Source organism: Pectobacterium zantedeschiae (genome assembly GCF_004137795.1).
GTDB classification, from domain to species: Bacteria; Pseudomonadota; Gammaproteobacteria; order Enterobacterales; family Enterobacteriaceae; genus Pectobacterium; species Pectobacterium zantedeschiae.
The window spans coordinates 3,140,578-3,155,080 of sequence record NZ_NWTM01000001.1 but is presented as its reverse complement, the minus strand read 5'-3'; the positions used below and the strand labels follow the sequence as shown (position 1 = coordinate 3,155,080).

14 protein-coding genes are annotated in these 14,503 nt (G+C 47.6%); 6 read left to right on the top strand and 8 right to left on the bottom strand.

The features are described from left to right. Positions 1 to 4 precede the first annotated feature (4 nt). The 6 genes from CLR69_RS14185 (at position 5) to CLR69_RS14160 (ending at position 5,278) form a co-directional block, all read left to right on the top strand. Positions 5 to 1,024 (top strand): pyridoxal-phosphate dependent enzyme, encoded by a 1,020-nt coding sequence (locus tag CLR69_RS14185; protein WP_129713520.1) that lies wholly within the window; start codon positions 5 to 7, stop codon positions 1,022 to 1,024. After that, positions 1,021 to 2,076 (top strand): quinone-dependent dihydroorotate dehydrogenase, encoded by a 1,056-nt coding sequence (locus tag CLR69_RS14180; RefSeq protein ID WP_129713519.1) that lies wholly within the window; start codon positions 1,021 to 1,023, stop codon positions 2,074 to 2,076. Before CLR69_RS14185 ends, CLR69_RS14180 begins: the two co-directional genes overlap by 4 nt. After that, entirely contained in the window at positions 2,057 to 2,710 is a 654-nt protein-coding gene (gene pyrE / locus CLR69_RS14175; protein ID WP_129713518.1) for an orotate phosphoribosyltransferase, read from the top strand. Before CLR69_RS14180 ends, pyrE begins: the two co-directional genes overlap by 20 nt. Positions 2,711 to 3,014: 304 nt before the next feature. Further along, positions 3,015 to 3,467 carry a DMT family transporter gene (locus CLR69_RS14170; protein ID WP_129713517.1) on the top strand — a complete coding sequence of 151 codons (453 nt, stop codon included), beginning with the start codon at positions 3,015 to 3,017 and terminating at the stop codon, positions 3,465 to 3,467. Between the two features lie 84 nt (positions 3,468 to 3,551). After that, positions 3,552 to 4,115 (top strand): LOG family protein, encoded by a 564-nt coding sequence (locus CLR69_RS14165; protein WP_129702561.1) that lies wholly within the window; start codon positions 3,552 to 3,554, stop codon positions 4,113 to 4,115. Positions 4,116 to 4,381: 266 nt separating this feature from the next. Then, positions 4,382 to 5,278, top strand: coding sequence for a LysR family transcriptional regulator (locus CLR69_RS14160; protein ID WP_129702562.1), 897 nt, complete (start codon positions 4,382 to 4,384; stop codon positions 5,276 to 5,278). Between the two features lie 40 nt (positions 5,279 to 5,318). Here the strand turns inward: CLR69_RS14160 and CLR69_RS14155 are convergent, their stop codons facing one another. From CLR69_RS14155 to CLR69_RS14120, 8 genes are all read right to left on the bottom strand, one after another. Continuing rightward, positions 5,319 to 5,900 carry an NAD(P)H-dependent oxidoreductase gene (locus tag CLR69_RS14155; RefSeq protein WP_129713516.1) on the bottom strand — a complete coding sequence of 194 codons (582 nt, stop codon included), beginning with the start codon at positions 5,898 to 5,900 and terminating at the stop codon, positions 5,319 to 5,321. Between the two features lie 201 nt (positions 5,901 to 6,101). After that, on the bottom strand, positions 6,102 to 6,965 hold the full coding sequence (locus CLR69_RS14150; protein ID WP_129713515.1) for a ketose-bisphosphate aldolase: 864 nt from the start codon (positions 6,963 to 6,965) through the stop codon (positions 6,102 to 6,104). A gap of 89 nt (positions 6,966 to 7,054) precedes the next feature. Next, positions 7,055 to 7,906, bottom strand: a complete 852-nt coding sequence (locus CLR69_RS14145; RefSeq protein ID WP_129702565.1) for a class II fructose-bisphosphate aldolase — start codon at positions 7,904 to 7,906, stop codon at positions 7,055 to 7,057. 11 nt (positions 7,907 to 7,917) lie between these two features. Then, entirely contained in the window at positions 7,918 to 9,009 is a 1,092-nt protein-coding gene (locus CLR69_RS14140) for a PTS fructose transporter subunit IIC (protein ID WP_129713514.1), read from the bottom strand. Between the two features lie 25 nt (positions 9,010 to 9,034). Further along, entirely contained in the window at positions 9,035 to 9,349 is a 315-nt protein-coding gene (locus CLR69_RS14135) for a PTS fructose transporter subunit IIB (RefSeq protein WP_129702567.1), read from the bottom strand. A gap of 13 nt (positions 9,350 to 9,362) precedes the next feature. Next, complete coding sequence (locus tag CLR69_RS14130) at positions 9,363 to 9,842, bottom strand: PTS sugar transporter subunit IIA (RefSeq protein ID WP_129702568.1); 480 nt, start codon at positions 9,840 to 9,842, stop codon at positions 9,363 to 9,365. Positions 9,843 to 9,890: 48 nt separating this feature from the next. Beyond that, positions 9,891 to 11,441, bottom strand: a complete 1,551-nt coding sequence (locus tag CLR69_RS14125) for a BglG family transcription antiterminator (protein ID WP_129713513.1) — start codon at positions 11,439 to 11,441, stop codon at positions 9,891 to 9,893. A gap of 419 nt (positions 11,442 to 11,860) precedes the next feature. Continuing rightward, a complete protein-coding gene (locus CLR69_RS14120) occupies positions 11,861 to 14,263 on the bottom strand; it encodes a TonB-dependent receptor domain-containing protein (RefSeq protein ID WP_129713512.1) in 2,403 nt (800 codons plus the stop codon). Positions 14,264 to 14,503 lie beyond the last annotated feature (240 nt).

Below are 14,503 nucleotides of genomic sequence, written 5' to 3'. Positions count from 1 at the left end.
AAATATGTACACAGTAACTAATGTTAGTGAACTGATTGGTAATACGCCGGTTTTTTCCCTTGAACATCCTTTAGTGCCAAAAAATAAAAAACTTTTTATTAAACTTGAACAATTCAATCCGAATTTTAGTATAAAAGATCGGACGGCATTGGGATTGATTAACAAAGCATTCGAAAGTGGTAAATTGCTTCCCGGTGGTACAGTTATTGAATCTACGTCGGGTAATTTGGGGAAATCTCTTGCTATGCTTAGTGCATGTATGGGATTTAATCTCATCGTTGTTGTCGATCCAAAAGTGAGTAAGAATTCACTTAATTGGTTTACCGCTTTTGGTGCTAAGGTGGAAGTTGTAAACACTCCCGATGCTTCTGGTGGATATCAAAAGGCCAGAATTGAGAGAGTTAAAGCATTATTGAATAAAAACCCCGGTGCATATTGGACCAACCAATATGATAATCCTGACAACCCTGAGTTTCATGAAACAGTCACAGCAAAAGAATTCCTTGAAGTCCCCGTCGATATGCTGGTTGGTTCCGTGAGTACCGGAGGACATTTCGGTGGAATTACTAAAGGAGTAAAGGCGGTTCACCCTCACGTTAGATTTATGGCATGCGATGTCGCAGGATCGGCCATTTTCGGGAAGCCTTTTCACCCTTACTTATTAAATGGATTGGGATTAAGCTGGCGAGCGGAGAATACTGATCTGGATGTATTCGATTTTCTCCACAGTGTTAGCGATCAAAACGCAATATCATTATGCCGATTGCTTGCAAAAGATGTCGGACTTATGTTGGGTGGTTCTTCCGGTGTTGTTATATTCTCAGCATTGATGGCTTTACAGCTTCCTGAAATTAATTCAGTTATGGCGATTGCACCAGATTCCGGTGTGAATTATCTTGAGCAATTTTATGACGATTCTTGGCTTGAGGAGAAAAATGTAAAATTGCTGACGGGTGAACAATTAAAAAATGAAATAAAAATCAGTTTCAATGAATTTCAGGATGAACTGGTAACTGAAAAATGATCCTCGAATTCTGTCGAAAAACATTACTCAGACTTCCACCGGAAACTGCGCACCATCTTGCCGTTTTTAGTTTAAGCCGTTTTTCATATGAAAGTCGCATCACTATACCAGATGGTGTTTCTCAGACAATTTGGAATAAGGATTTCATTCATCCTTTAGGTATTGGTGCTGGGTTTGATAAAGATGCTGAGGTTTATAACGCTCTGGGGAAACTAGGCTTCAGTTTTGTTGAAGTTGGTTCAATAACGCCGAAAGCCCAGCCTGGTAACCCACGTCCACGTTTATTTCGTTTAAAAAATATGGGCGCAATAATTAACCGTTATGGCTTTAACTCTAAAGGTATGCTATATGCTCAACAGCGTTTAGCTAAGAATAAAAAGAATGTTATTTTAGGCGTGAATCTTGGAAAGAATAAGAATTCCGTAGACTATCTTGACGATTTTATTTGTGCTGCTGAGGGCCTTATAGATTATGCAGATTATTTAACTATTAACCTGTCTTCGCCTAATACCCCCGGGTTAAGGGATTTACAGCATGCTGAAACCATCGATCCACTGTTAGAGAAACTGCATCGGTTAAGGCTGGATAGGGGGATCGATTGCCCGATCCTTATCAAGCTCTCTCCTGATATGGAACCGCATGATGAAGCCAATTTGCTCACTTATCTGGCGGGTTCTTTGGTTGATGGACTGATTGTGAGTAATACAACCGTTAGCAGACATAACTTTCCAATGGTTCCCACACAGTTACAAACCGGTGGGATGTCTGGTAAACCGTTACAGGAAAGATCGCGTGATATGCTCATGAGGGTCTTTAAGGTGATTGGTTACAGCAAACCCATTATAGCTTCAGGTGGCATTGATAGCGGTGCGGAAGCTTATAGACGCCTTTGTTTAGGTGCAAGTCTTTGCCAAATATATACCGCCTTTATATATGAAGGCCCAGCCATTTTGCCGAAAATGCTATCTGAGATTGAATCTCTTATGAGGCAGGATGGATTCCAAACAATTAGTCAGGTAATAGGTTCATATTATGAGAAACACTCAGGATGAGTTTGCACAGTTTTTAATTGATAGTCAGGTAATCGAGTTCGGTGAGTTTAAACTTAAGTCATCTAGAATGAGTCCATATTTTTTTAACTTTGGGAAGCTATCAAGTGCTAGCCTGTTAAATAAAACAGCCCATTTTTATGCGCGATTCATTATAGAAAATAGTTTAAGCCCTGATATCATTTTTGGGCCTGCGTATAAAGGTATACCGTTGGGTGTGGCGACGGCTTTGGCTTTACAGCGTGATTTCGATTATGAAGTTAAGTATTCTTTTAATAGAAAAGAAGTGAAATCATATGGCGATGGGGGGCTTTTGGTCGGTGAGGCCTTGTCAAACGCCAGTATAATGGTTGTTGATGACGTGATAACCTCAGGAATGACCATCGATGACACAATAGAGATAATCCGTTCTCAAGGCGGAAATCCTTTGGCTTATCTCGTTGCATTAGATCGTCAGGAGTGTGCCTTGGATGCGGAAAATTCAGCATTACAAGCGGCTATGGAACGATTAGATTTGACTATTTTTTCTATCACTACCATTCAGCACGTTATCCGTTGTTTGCAGAAGTATGGTCAGGAGCAAGAAAAAATCGATGCTATCCAGATCTACCTCAATAAATATGGGGCTAAGTGCTGATATTCTAAAAAAGAAAACCAGACATTTACGATGTCAGGTCTGAATAAGTTAAAAATCGGCGATAATTTGGAACGTTGAATACGGATAATACTAACTGTTTATCTAACCCGATTAGATTAGACGGATTCTAACCATTCGTGTTGCCAGCATGAAGCCTATCTGGTCGAGTTATTTCTTCCTGACAAGATAGCTAGGTGCTGGCTTCACCTATTGTTATCAGTCACTTTGTTAGGTCTTATTATTTTAAATTCAACGGCATATCCGACGATGGAATAGATATCTAATATAATTAGCAGGAGCTTCCTTGAATTTTATCTATTACTTTCTAGCGGTAAGCGTAGGTATTGCTATAGCAACCCAATCAGCTATCAATAATCAGCTGAAATCTATATTGGGCGGTAGTACGATGCTTGCCTCGTTAGTTTCATTTATTGTTGGCACTCTCTTTCTTTTCTGTCTGTGTGTGACATCGGGAGAGCGTTTTAATCAACTGATTCAATTACGTCATTGCAACGTATTACTGCTATCTGGTGGGATGTTAGGCGCATTTTTCGTTTTTGGCACAACATTCCTTGCACCCAGGTTGGGAATAGCCGCCATGATTTCGCTTGTCATTTTCGGACAGATATCGATGTCGTTATTGTTGGATAAATTTGGACTTCTCGGATTGCCTATACGAGAGATTGCACCCATGCGACTCATCGGCGTATTATTGGTTTTAGCAGGGGTATTATGCGTTAATCTAAAAGCAAGTTGATTTATGAAGCATGATAATAATTTCGGTATGCTAATGAATGTTATTGGTTAACAGAACGATAATTACGATGAAATAAGGTTGAATATGCGTGCAGCTGTTTTCTGCGGTTCCAGTCACGGAACAGATCCTGAATATGTAAGAAAAACTGAAAGCCTAGCTTTAGCAATGGCGCGAGAAAAGGTTGACCTGGTTTATGGCGGTGGACGAGTTGGATTAATGGGAACACTCGCTGACGCCGCAATATCTTCAGGTGTTCATGTTATTGGTATCATGCCGCAATCCTTAGTCGATCATGAGCTGGCTCATCGTGGAGTGGATGAGCTGAAAGTTGTTAAAGATATGCATGCCAGAAAATCATTAATGGCAGAACATGCTGATATCTTTATCGCTTTACCAGGAGGCGCGGGTACGCTAGAAGAAATTTTTGAGGCCTGGACATGGGCACAACTTGGTATACACAACAAGCCTTGTGCTTTTCTTAATATAAATGGCTATTACGATGAATTGTTAGCCTTCATTGACAAGATGATCAGCAATGGCTTTATGAAGCCGGCGTACTCCGAAATGCTGATTGTTTCACATGACCCCGAAGACCTTCTCCAGAAAGCCTTAGCCTATGTTCCGCCAAAGCCGAAATGGCAGCGCTAGGAATGCGAAAAGGTATGATGCGGGTTTATATCCGCATGAGTTAAACATCCTTTGACGATAAACGTTAGTGAGAAAATCACTGATTTTGTCTTTTGCAATCATCGAACTCCTGATTCAGGCCACATATTTATATGCGGCCTTTTGATGCGTTATGCCGAAATTGAATGAAGGCTAGCGGTTTATAATCATGGCATGATTCACCTTCACTGAAGGTGGTGTATAGCACCTGAATAACCAGACTTCACCAATAGCAGGTATATTCGCTTATGAAAGTCACGCTTGAGGAACTTCAGGCTTTTGTGGTGGTGATCGACACCGGTTCGATCACGGCGGCAGCGGAACAGCTTGGGCAAACTACCTCTGGCATCAGCCGGGCGTTGCGGCGTTTGGAGGACAAGCTAGGGACGACGTTGCTGCATCGTACCACGCGACGTCTCTCGCTTTCCGAAGAGGGCACGATGTTTCTTGAGCACGCTCGTGGTGTGATTCACGCTGTGGAACATGCCGAAGAACAGGTGTTATTACGGCACGAGCAACCAAGTGGTCGGCTACGTATCAATTCTGCCTCGGCGTTTATACAGCATGTGATTGTGCCTCTGGTGCCGGAATTTCGCCGCCGCTATCCAAAAATTATTCTTGAACTCAACACGGATGATTTCATTATCGATCTGCTGGAGCAGCATATCGATATCGCGATCCGTATTGGTACACTCAAAGATTCTACTATCCATGCCCGATCACTCGGATCAAGCAAGCTGCACATTGTCGCCAGCCCTGATTATCTACAGCAGCACGGTACGCCGAGGACGGTTGAGTCATTGGCCGATCATATTTGCCTGGGGTTTACTCAGGTGGAGTCGCTGAACCACTGGCCGCTACGGCACGGGCTTCAGAATTTCTATCCCATCACGCCAGCGCTGTTGGCATCAAACGGTGAAATATTGCGTCAGCTTGCGTTACGAGGCGAAGGGATTGTGCGTATGTCTAACTTCCTGATTCGGGAAGATTTGGCTGCGGGGCGACTGGTTCCGATCCTCACCGAAGAAACGGTGGAAGCCAGCCTGCCAGTTTATGCGGTGTATTATCGCCATAGCCAACTGGCGGCGCGTATTACCTGTTTTCTCGATTTTATGAGCGAGAAGTTAACGGAAAACCCGCTGTGAGGTGTGACTCACCGCGGGGAAAACGCTTGTGGGGTGCCGATCAGGCAAAGAGTTCGTCCAGATGTTGGCGGTAGTTTGCCACATAAGTGGGGACGTCCGGTGCCTTGATCACATCGTTGCAGATGAACGTCGGCAGTGGGGATAAACCAATAAACTGGTTCGCTTTATGGAACGGCAGATAAACCCCGTCCACCCCGACACCGTGGAAGAACTGCTCAGGATCGTCGAAGGCTTCCAGCGGCGCATTCCACGTCAGAGACAGCATGTATTTCCGACCTTGCAACAACCCACCAGAGCCGTATTTCTTGCTGGCATCTGAACGGCTACGGCCATCGCTGGCGTAAAGCGAACCGTGGCCAGCGGTAAACACGTCATCGATGTATTTCTTCAGGATCCACGGCGTATCCATCCACCATCCCGGCATCTGGTAAATGATGGTTTCTGCCCACAGGTAGTTCTGAATTTCCTGTTCAATATCATAGCCGTTGTCCACGGCAGTCACGCGCACGTCGTGGCCTTTGTCGCGCAGGAAACTGGCAGCGACATCGGTAAGGGTATTGTTCAACTCACCGTTGGAGTGAGCGAATGATTTGCCCGCGTTAATCAGCAAAATCTTCTGCATAGGTTTGTTCTCGAATCGGTTATCAACGAAGAAGTTGGGCGTAGTCTAGGTGAGCAAACGAGGAAGAAAAATGGGCGGTAGCGCATAACACTGTTGACTGAATATCAACAATCAGAAGTAGGTTGACGCTATATTGAAATAATGTGGATAGGGTAAAAGGCAAGAGAATGTCCCTTGCCTTGTTTAGACTGTGTGACGTATCTATCGATACAACGCGGCTTTTCCCGTTGAGCCGAAGAGCGCCATTTTGTAGCGGATCACCTCTTTTGCCGCGTTGATGGGTTCCGGGTAGATGGCGTTGGGATCCCACCAGGTTTCACGGCTGAGGATTTCCCGCGCTTTCTGGAAATAGGCGAATTTCATATCGCTGGAGATATTGATTTTGCCCACGCCCAGCGTCACCGCTTCGGCAATTTCGGCGTCCGGGTTTGCTGAACCACCGTGCAGGACAAGCGGGATAGAGACCCGCTGCGAGATATCCCGCAGGATATGCATTTGCAGCTCTGGCTTCAGGTCTTTGGGATAGATACCGTGCGCAGTGCCGATGGCAACGGCTAACGTATCAACGCCCGTCCGGTTGACGAAGTCTTCCGCCTGTTCGGGGTCGGTATAGATCACTTTGCTGACGCCGCCTTCTATCGTGGTGCCGGTATCACCAATCGTGCCTAATTCTCCCTCTACGGAAACGCCAACGGCATGCGCCAGTTTCACCACTTCGGTGGTGAGCGCGACGTTCTCTTCATAAGGCAGGAGCGAGCCGTCGATCATCACAGAGGTAAACCCGCACTGGATGGCGCGCAGAACGTGTGCGATCGAGGCTCCGTGATCGAGGTGGATGACAAACGGTACTGGGCTGCGCAGCGTTCTTTCTCGTACATAAGCGAAGAACTCATCGGTAACGAAGGCCAGCTCGCTCGGGTGGATAGAAATGATGGCGGGGGTATTCGTTGCTTCGGCTTCTTCCACCACGGCGCGGATAAAGCAGCTATCGGCCACGTTAAACGCCCCGATAGCGAAGCGGTGTTCACGCGTAGGTTTCAGGATATCGGTCATTGAAATCAACATGTTATTTCTCTCCTGTGTCGGATAAAGGGCAAAGCGTTCCTGTACCAGTGGATAACCACTGATGACGAAAGTCGGTAAAGGGCGAGCGGTCAGACTTGGTTGGCTGAGCCGGACCAACTGAGATAATCGACGACCACGTCGCGGCAGGCGGATTCCATTGTCGCCAGCAGGTCGGAGAGCTCCATCGTTGGGTGCTGATGTAGCGCCTGCTGCAACGCCGTTTTTCCTGCCTCAAAAACGGCCGCGCCAACGTTGATTTTCGCGACGCCATGACGGCTGACGCGGCGTATGTCATCGGCTTTGGTGCCGCTACCGCCGTGCAGCGCCAGCGGTACCGTTGATTCCCGATGCAGGGCTTCGAGACGCTCAAAATCAATCTGTGGTGTCACCCCCGGTGGATAAATGCCGTGAGCGGTGCCGACTGACACGGCAAGCAGGTCGATACCGGTTTGGCGGATAAAGGGAATGACATCTTCTACCTGTGTCATTTTCACCGTGGCATCCTCAAGGTCGTAGACAGGGGCATCGGCGATGTGCCCAAGTTCACCTTCCACACAGACGCCTGCGGTTGTGGCGATGGTGACTACCTGCTGTGTACGCTCAATATTTTCCGTCAGCGGATGGCTGGATGCATCGATCATCAATCCGGTAAACCCCGCACGGAACGCCTGCCCGATCAGATTGAATGCCGTGCCGTGATCCAGACTGAGCGCGACAGGGACGGTTGCTCGCTCAGCCAGCGCCTTGACCAGCGGCACCGCGAGATGCGGTGGAAAGTGTGCACTGTGTCCTTGATAAACATTCAGGATCAGCGGCGCACGTTGTTGCTCGGCGGCGGAAATGGCCGCACGCGCAGTCTCCAGATTGAAACAGTTGATGGCGAGCACGGCATACTGCTGTTGATACGCGTCATCAATGAGGGCTTTCATTGCGGCATACATGGCGGCTCCTGTTATTCGAGAGTGAATTTAATGTCTTCATCACGAACGCTGCTGTCGTCGACGTCGTCGAACTCTTCATCAGCCTGCGTGACGCGTTTCTTAATCAGCGACAGCATCACGCCGCAGATTACGGTGCCGATACCAAGCGCCAGACAGAACATCAGCGGCTTGGTAAACAGCGGGACCACAAACATGCCGCCGTGTGGCACGGGTGCCTCCACACCCCAGACCATGATCAGCCCGCCCGCAATGGCGGAGGCGACGACGCAACTGGCAACCACTCTGAACAAATCGCGTGCGGCAATCGGGATGACGCCTTCGGTAATCATGCAGATCCCCATCGGGAAGGCGGCTTTCAGCGCTTCTTTTTCTGCGCGGGTGTATTTGTAGCGGGTCAACAAGAAGGACAGGGTGATGCCGAAGGGCGGAATCATTGAGCCGACAAATTTGACGGCTTCCGGTCCGTAGATGCCATCGACCAGCATGCCGTCCGCGAAGAGCGACATCGTTTTGTTTATCGGTCCGCCGAAATCGAAGGTTGCCATTGCCCCCAAAATCGCGCCCATCAGGAATTTCGAACCGCCTTGCATGGATTCCAGCAGGTGAATCAGCGATTTTTGCAGCCAGACAATGGGCTGACCGATAAACGTCATCATCAGCAGTCCGGCGATAATGGTGCTGAGCAGCGGTAGGATCATGACTGGCATCAGCCCTTGCATCGAGGTGGGCAGCTTGATGTAGCGGCGCAGCAGCAGCACGGTGTAGCCGACTAAGAAGCCGCCGAGAATACCGCCGATAAACCCGGTTTGAATCTGGCCGCAGATAAAACCTACGATCAGGCCGGGAGCGAAGCCGGGGCGGTCGGCAATGGAGTAAGCGATCGCGGCGCTGATCAGCGGCACAATCAACCCCATTCCCCAGCCGCCGATCTGATTGAGCATCCATGCGATGCTGCCAGTTTGCTTGCCGACATCCGGTCCGCCGATAACCTGACCGAGTGCAATGCAGATCCCGGCGGCAACAATCAGCGGGATCATCCAGGAAATACCGGTAAGGAGGTGCCGTTTTATTTCCTGTCCAATGGTTATTTTTCTGGTGTTCATAATGATTACCCCGAAATAGATATATTCAGGCACCCGCTAAAGAGCTAGCGACTTTTTCCAGAAACTTGATTGGAGATTTAATAACGACCTCCGTTTTTACCCGAACGACAGGTTTACCTTTGAATCGCTCCTCGCCTGTTATTTTAATGTCGATAGCTAGAATAACGACGTCGGCGGCAGCTATCTCATCGGGTGTTAATTCATTCTCAGTGCCAATCGTGCCCTGGGTTTCCACTTTGATCGCGTAATTTAACGCGTTGGCACCTTTAATAAGTTTCTCGCGGGCGATATAGGTATGCGCGATACCCGCCGTGCAGGCGGCAACACAAACAATATTCATTTTGGGCCTCGTCTTATGTCGGAGTGACAGGCGCTGTTTCTGCATACTGACTAAACAGCCGAATAATTTTATGGGGATCGGATTCGTCCAACAGTTGAGCAATCACCTCATCATCGGCCAGTGCACTGGCAACCTGAGACAGCAGGCGAATGTGTGTCGTGTTCTGATCTTCCAGACGCACGGCAAAGAGAATAATGCAGCGAACCTGGCTGCCGTCTAGCGTTTCCCAGGGAATATCCTGACGGGTTCGGCCAATCGCGAGCGTGGTTTGTTTTACGGCGGATGATTTCCCATGAGGGATCGCAATATGGTTTTCAAAGCCGGTTGAACCTTCGGCTTCACGTAACCAGACATCGTGAATAAAATCCTGTTTATTGGTAATAGCCCCATCGGCATACAACAAATCGGTTAATTCATGAATGACTTCATCTTTATTGGTCGCGGACATGTCTAACTTTACGCGGTTGGCATTCAGTATTTTATTGATATCCATTTATCACACCTCATCTATAAATTTAAAAAATTAACGCTCGGCAAATAATCAGTGTGGGACGGCCTGATGCAGTTGATTAGCGATAACTTTTTCGGTAACACGTTTAATGTCATCGTCATTAAAAAATGCGGATACATAAACAACCGGAATCAGCTGCTCTTCCAGATGAATCGTGGAAATAATGAGTTCAATATCCTCCTGTTGGCAGAATATCTGCATATTACTGGCTGATATCACGCCAACAATAATCCAGTCAGGAAACGCGCGCAGGATACGGTTTTTTAGCAGATGCGACGTTCCCACACCGCTAGAGCACACCACCAAAATACGTTTGTGAGCAATTTGGCGTTCCAGCGCGGCTTGAAAATGAATGGTCAGATAGCCGACTTCATCTTCAGCGACGGGGTTTAATTGAAACCTCAGGCAGACTTCACTCATGGCTTGCTGAGTCATATGATAAATATCAATAAATTCGCTTTTTATATCGTCTAATAACGGATTGCGAATGTGTATTTGATACTTTAATCGGTTAAGCAATGGCTTGATGTGAATAAGCAAGCCTTCATGTAATAACTTATCTGTGCGCAAGTCTATATTGATTAAATCAGAAAATACCTGTGTTAATACGCGCGTAATTCTGCGTGATTCACTATTAGAGAATTGATAGTGGAGTTGTAGGTTATCCGCACGTTCTTCTATCACAATACCTGAAGAAATAATATATTGGTAAATAAACCAGACTTCATCTGAGGGTAGCGTGCTCTCGACGCGTTGCTCTATTTTCGTCACCATATCTTGTGCGATGGAAAATATGCGATTATCAACCTGCTGATGAATAGAGTCTTCCGCCATGATGAGTGCTTTTCCCTGCGTAATGCGGTGCATCATAATTAAGGTATGGGTGAAAACATTGATGTAATAAGGCTCGCCTAGCGGATAAGAAAGTGCTTTCTCCATGTCTTGTAACAGCGTTTCGACGAAGGAAACGTCTTTTTCACCGAAATAGTTAATTAGTGCCCTATAGCTGCCGGGATCGAGGCGGGAGTGGCTAAGCGGACCGGGTTCTTTATGATGCATAACGTCATTAATAAGTGAGGCCATCGCCTGACGTACCTGATTTTCGCTGCCTTCAATGTGCGTGCCGCTCTGGCTACGCACCAGCGATAATCCCAGTGGATGTAGCCAGCTTTCGATGATTTTCAGATCGTTAACGATAGACGCACTGCTGATAAAGTAGCGTTCTGACAGTTTGCTGATGGAGGTTTCATGAGGCGTGTCGCTTAATAACTGTGAGGCGATTTTGACGCGGCGAGCATTGTTGATCAGCGCATCGGTCTCTCCATCATCCACGACAAGTTGCTGTTCCAACAACGTGATGTGTCGGTCGTCATCCGTTGTTAACATAATTCCCGCACCGACCTTTTTGTCTGGATAAATATTCCAGACAGAAAGGAAGGCTTCAACAAATTGCATATCGCGATAGACGGTTTTTTCCGACACATCCAGATAATGTGCAATATTTCTAACCGTTACATATCCCTGGTGTTGTAAGAGATATTTCAATAAACGATTCTGGCGGGAGGTGAGTGGCTGCATCATATTACCCTCTGTGATTCGTTAGATTTTCTGATGCTTATCGGATTGATAATTTTTTCTAAATAATTTCCTGTTTTATTTTCTCTTTCGTTTTATTTGGATAGGGTGCTGTAATGATTAATCTAGTCGCGATAGTCGATAGGGACAATACTAAATGCTGTCCGCTGAATAGGACAAAAATAAAACAGGGTGTTGAGCGGATATTAATTGGGATCGCGATCACGCTATCAGGGGTAATAATTGTGATCTCATCTGCATATTAATTGTTTCGTTAAATAATGCGATGAAAATAAGAATATGAGCATACCAGAGCGAAGGGAAATAAAAAGGCAAGAAAGCCGTGCTGCGCTTCTTGCCTGATTAAGGCGGCTATGTCTGAACTGAACATCGCCTATTTTCCGTGAATCAACGTGTTATGCCGATTAGAAATCTACATTCACACCGAGTTGGAAGGAACGACCGGGAGCGGTAGACAGCGCGCGATCGTATTGTCCCTGTCGGTCATTGGTTTCAATCTGACGGCTGCTCAGGTAGTCCCAATATTTACGGTCAGTCAGGTTATACACGCCCCCGCTGATTTTCACGTCTTTGGTCACGCGATAGTAGGCGGTCAGGTCCACCATGCCATAGCCGGGAACCCGCATATATTCAGCTGTAGAGGCGGTGATAGCGGTGCCAGCATTGGTGTAGTTTTGACGATTCGTATCCTGTGCCTGTTTCCCTTTCTGGAAGGTAGACGTCAGTGCGGCACCGTAGCGCTGCGAAGGATCGTCATAGGCGATACCAATCACGGCTTTCATTGGTGCAACGCTGTCGAGATCGACATAGCGGTCGCCAAGATAGCGGGACTGGGATTGGCCTTTGGTGTAACCAAACGCCAGCGTGGTGCTAAGCCCGTCAACTGCTGGGAACCAGGTGCCAAGCTGTATTTTGCTGCTGACTTCACCACCGTAGATGTAGGCTTTATCACGGTTTTCCGCCTGGTATATCGTACTGATATTGCTTGGAACATTGGTAAATTTGTCTGGGTTGGCGCTACGACGGTAGCGGGTATTGGCGATAAAATTCTTGTACGTGTTGTAAAACAGCGCGGTACGGAATGTGATCCCCTCTGTGGCTTCGCCTTTTAATCCCCATTCTACGTTGTTGCTGGTCTCTGTTTTGAGGTCGCTATTGCCGATAAAGGCATACTGAAACGGCCCGGCATAGTTGGCGTCAAGGTTGGTGCTGCCATAAAGCTGGCTGGCATCTGGGAACTGTGCGCCGCGGCGATACTGTAAATAGGTCGTCAGCGTCGGGGTGATGTCGTAAAGGAAGCTCAGTGAAGGCAGGATTTGTGTATCACTGTTGGCTTTACCGTACAGCCTGTTGACATCGGATTCACTGATGACGCTGCCGTCACCGCTCAGGCGAACCGTATTGGTCGGTTTGGTTCGCTGATGGACGGCGCGCACGGCAGGAACGACCGAGAACGCGTGTCCTGCCAGATCCCAGGAGACGGTATCCTGCACGAAGCCGCCAACGGTGTAGCTGTCACTATCGGCTTCCGGCTGCATGATGTTATTCGCACCCGTTTGATTCGGTGATTGCCTGAACGGGCGCTCGGTTTTAGTTTGGCTGGCATTGAGGCCCCAGCTAAATTCGTGACGATCCCAGCTTTTCACCAGATGGGTATCGAAGCCGTACGTTTTTACATTGTAATCAGAATAGACACGGTGGCTATCGGCTGCTGCCATTCCCGTTGTTGCTGGCAACCAGGTGTTGTCGTGAGACTCACTGTTTTGGAAATAAACGCGGCTGTCGATCATATCGACTAATGTATTGTTGACTGGCGTCCAGCGATCTTTCAGGCTGGCGCTCCAGCGGCGAGTCTCGCTGCTTTGTTGTGCGGTGCCATAAATCGTATTATTGCTGCTCGGCAAGTTACCCCAGTAATCGTAGTGGGTATGGTTGGTTTTATGGTAATAATCCAGCGTGCTGGTGAGTTGATGTTCATCATTTGGCTGCCAGATAGTCGATGCCAGAATGGCGTTAGAGTGCCAGTTGGCGGGGTAAGCAGCGATCTCGTCGCTGTTATTACGCGTTTGCTGACCATCACGACGGCTGAGCACGACAATACCGCGCAGCTCGGCATCCCCGCCTGCGGCGGTGATGCCGTTATGCCAACCATGGTTGGCAGAGTCGAAATCACTCTGGAAGCCGACATATTCCTGCTTATTCGCGTTTAAATAATCATCTGCTGATTTGGGGCGAAACGAGACGCTCCCACCTAACGCATTAATCGTATTTTCCGCTGAGGTCACGCCAGATTCGATATTGACCCGTCCATAGAGATAAGGGTCGACATAGTCTCGCCCCATACCGAACGTGTTAAATCCAGCCCTGCTGGCATAACTACGTCCCGTTGCATTAGGTAATGCGATGCCATCGGTATCAATAGCGACGCGGTTGCTTTCTATCCCGCGAATGTTGTAGCCCGTGTAGCCGCCACGATCAAAGCCACTTTTCCCCGCATTACTACCGCCGCTGGAGCCCGTTGCGCTGATTAACGGCTGGTAACGCATGATGGTGCCAAAGTCATTACCACCATGCTTCTGCATATCATTGGCTGTGATTGAAACGGACGAACCCGTTTTTTTCTCAATTTCAGGCGCATGGACGGTCATTACGTCACCCGTCGGTTCCGTTTTAGCCGCCGGATTGTCTTGATTCTTCACGTTGAGTGCGTTGTTGCCTGTGGTGCTATCCGCTGCCATGCCGTTTAGCGCGACACCAGTCAAGATGCCGGTGAGAAGAATTTTATTTAAATTCTTGTTAATTAACATAATGATACTCTGCTATAAGGTTGTTCAGGCCAGCGGCGTTGGGGAAACATGGCGTGCTGGTAACTAACGTCTGCAAGGGAAATGCAAAACGGGAAATAACATTAATTACCACGTGTGAATGATAATTATTATCAATATGCTAGTCATTATCGTTTGAGGCAGCAATGATGATGAATAATTCTTAATGAAACGGTATGTTTGCTATCAAGCTCTAAAGCAGGCTGCGTCTATGCGATGTAT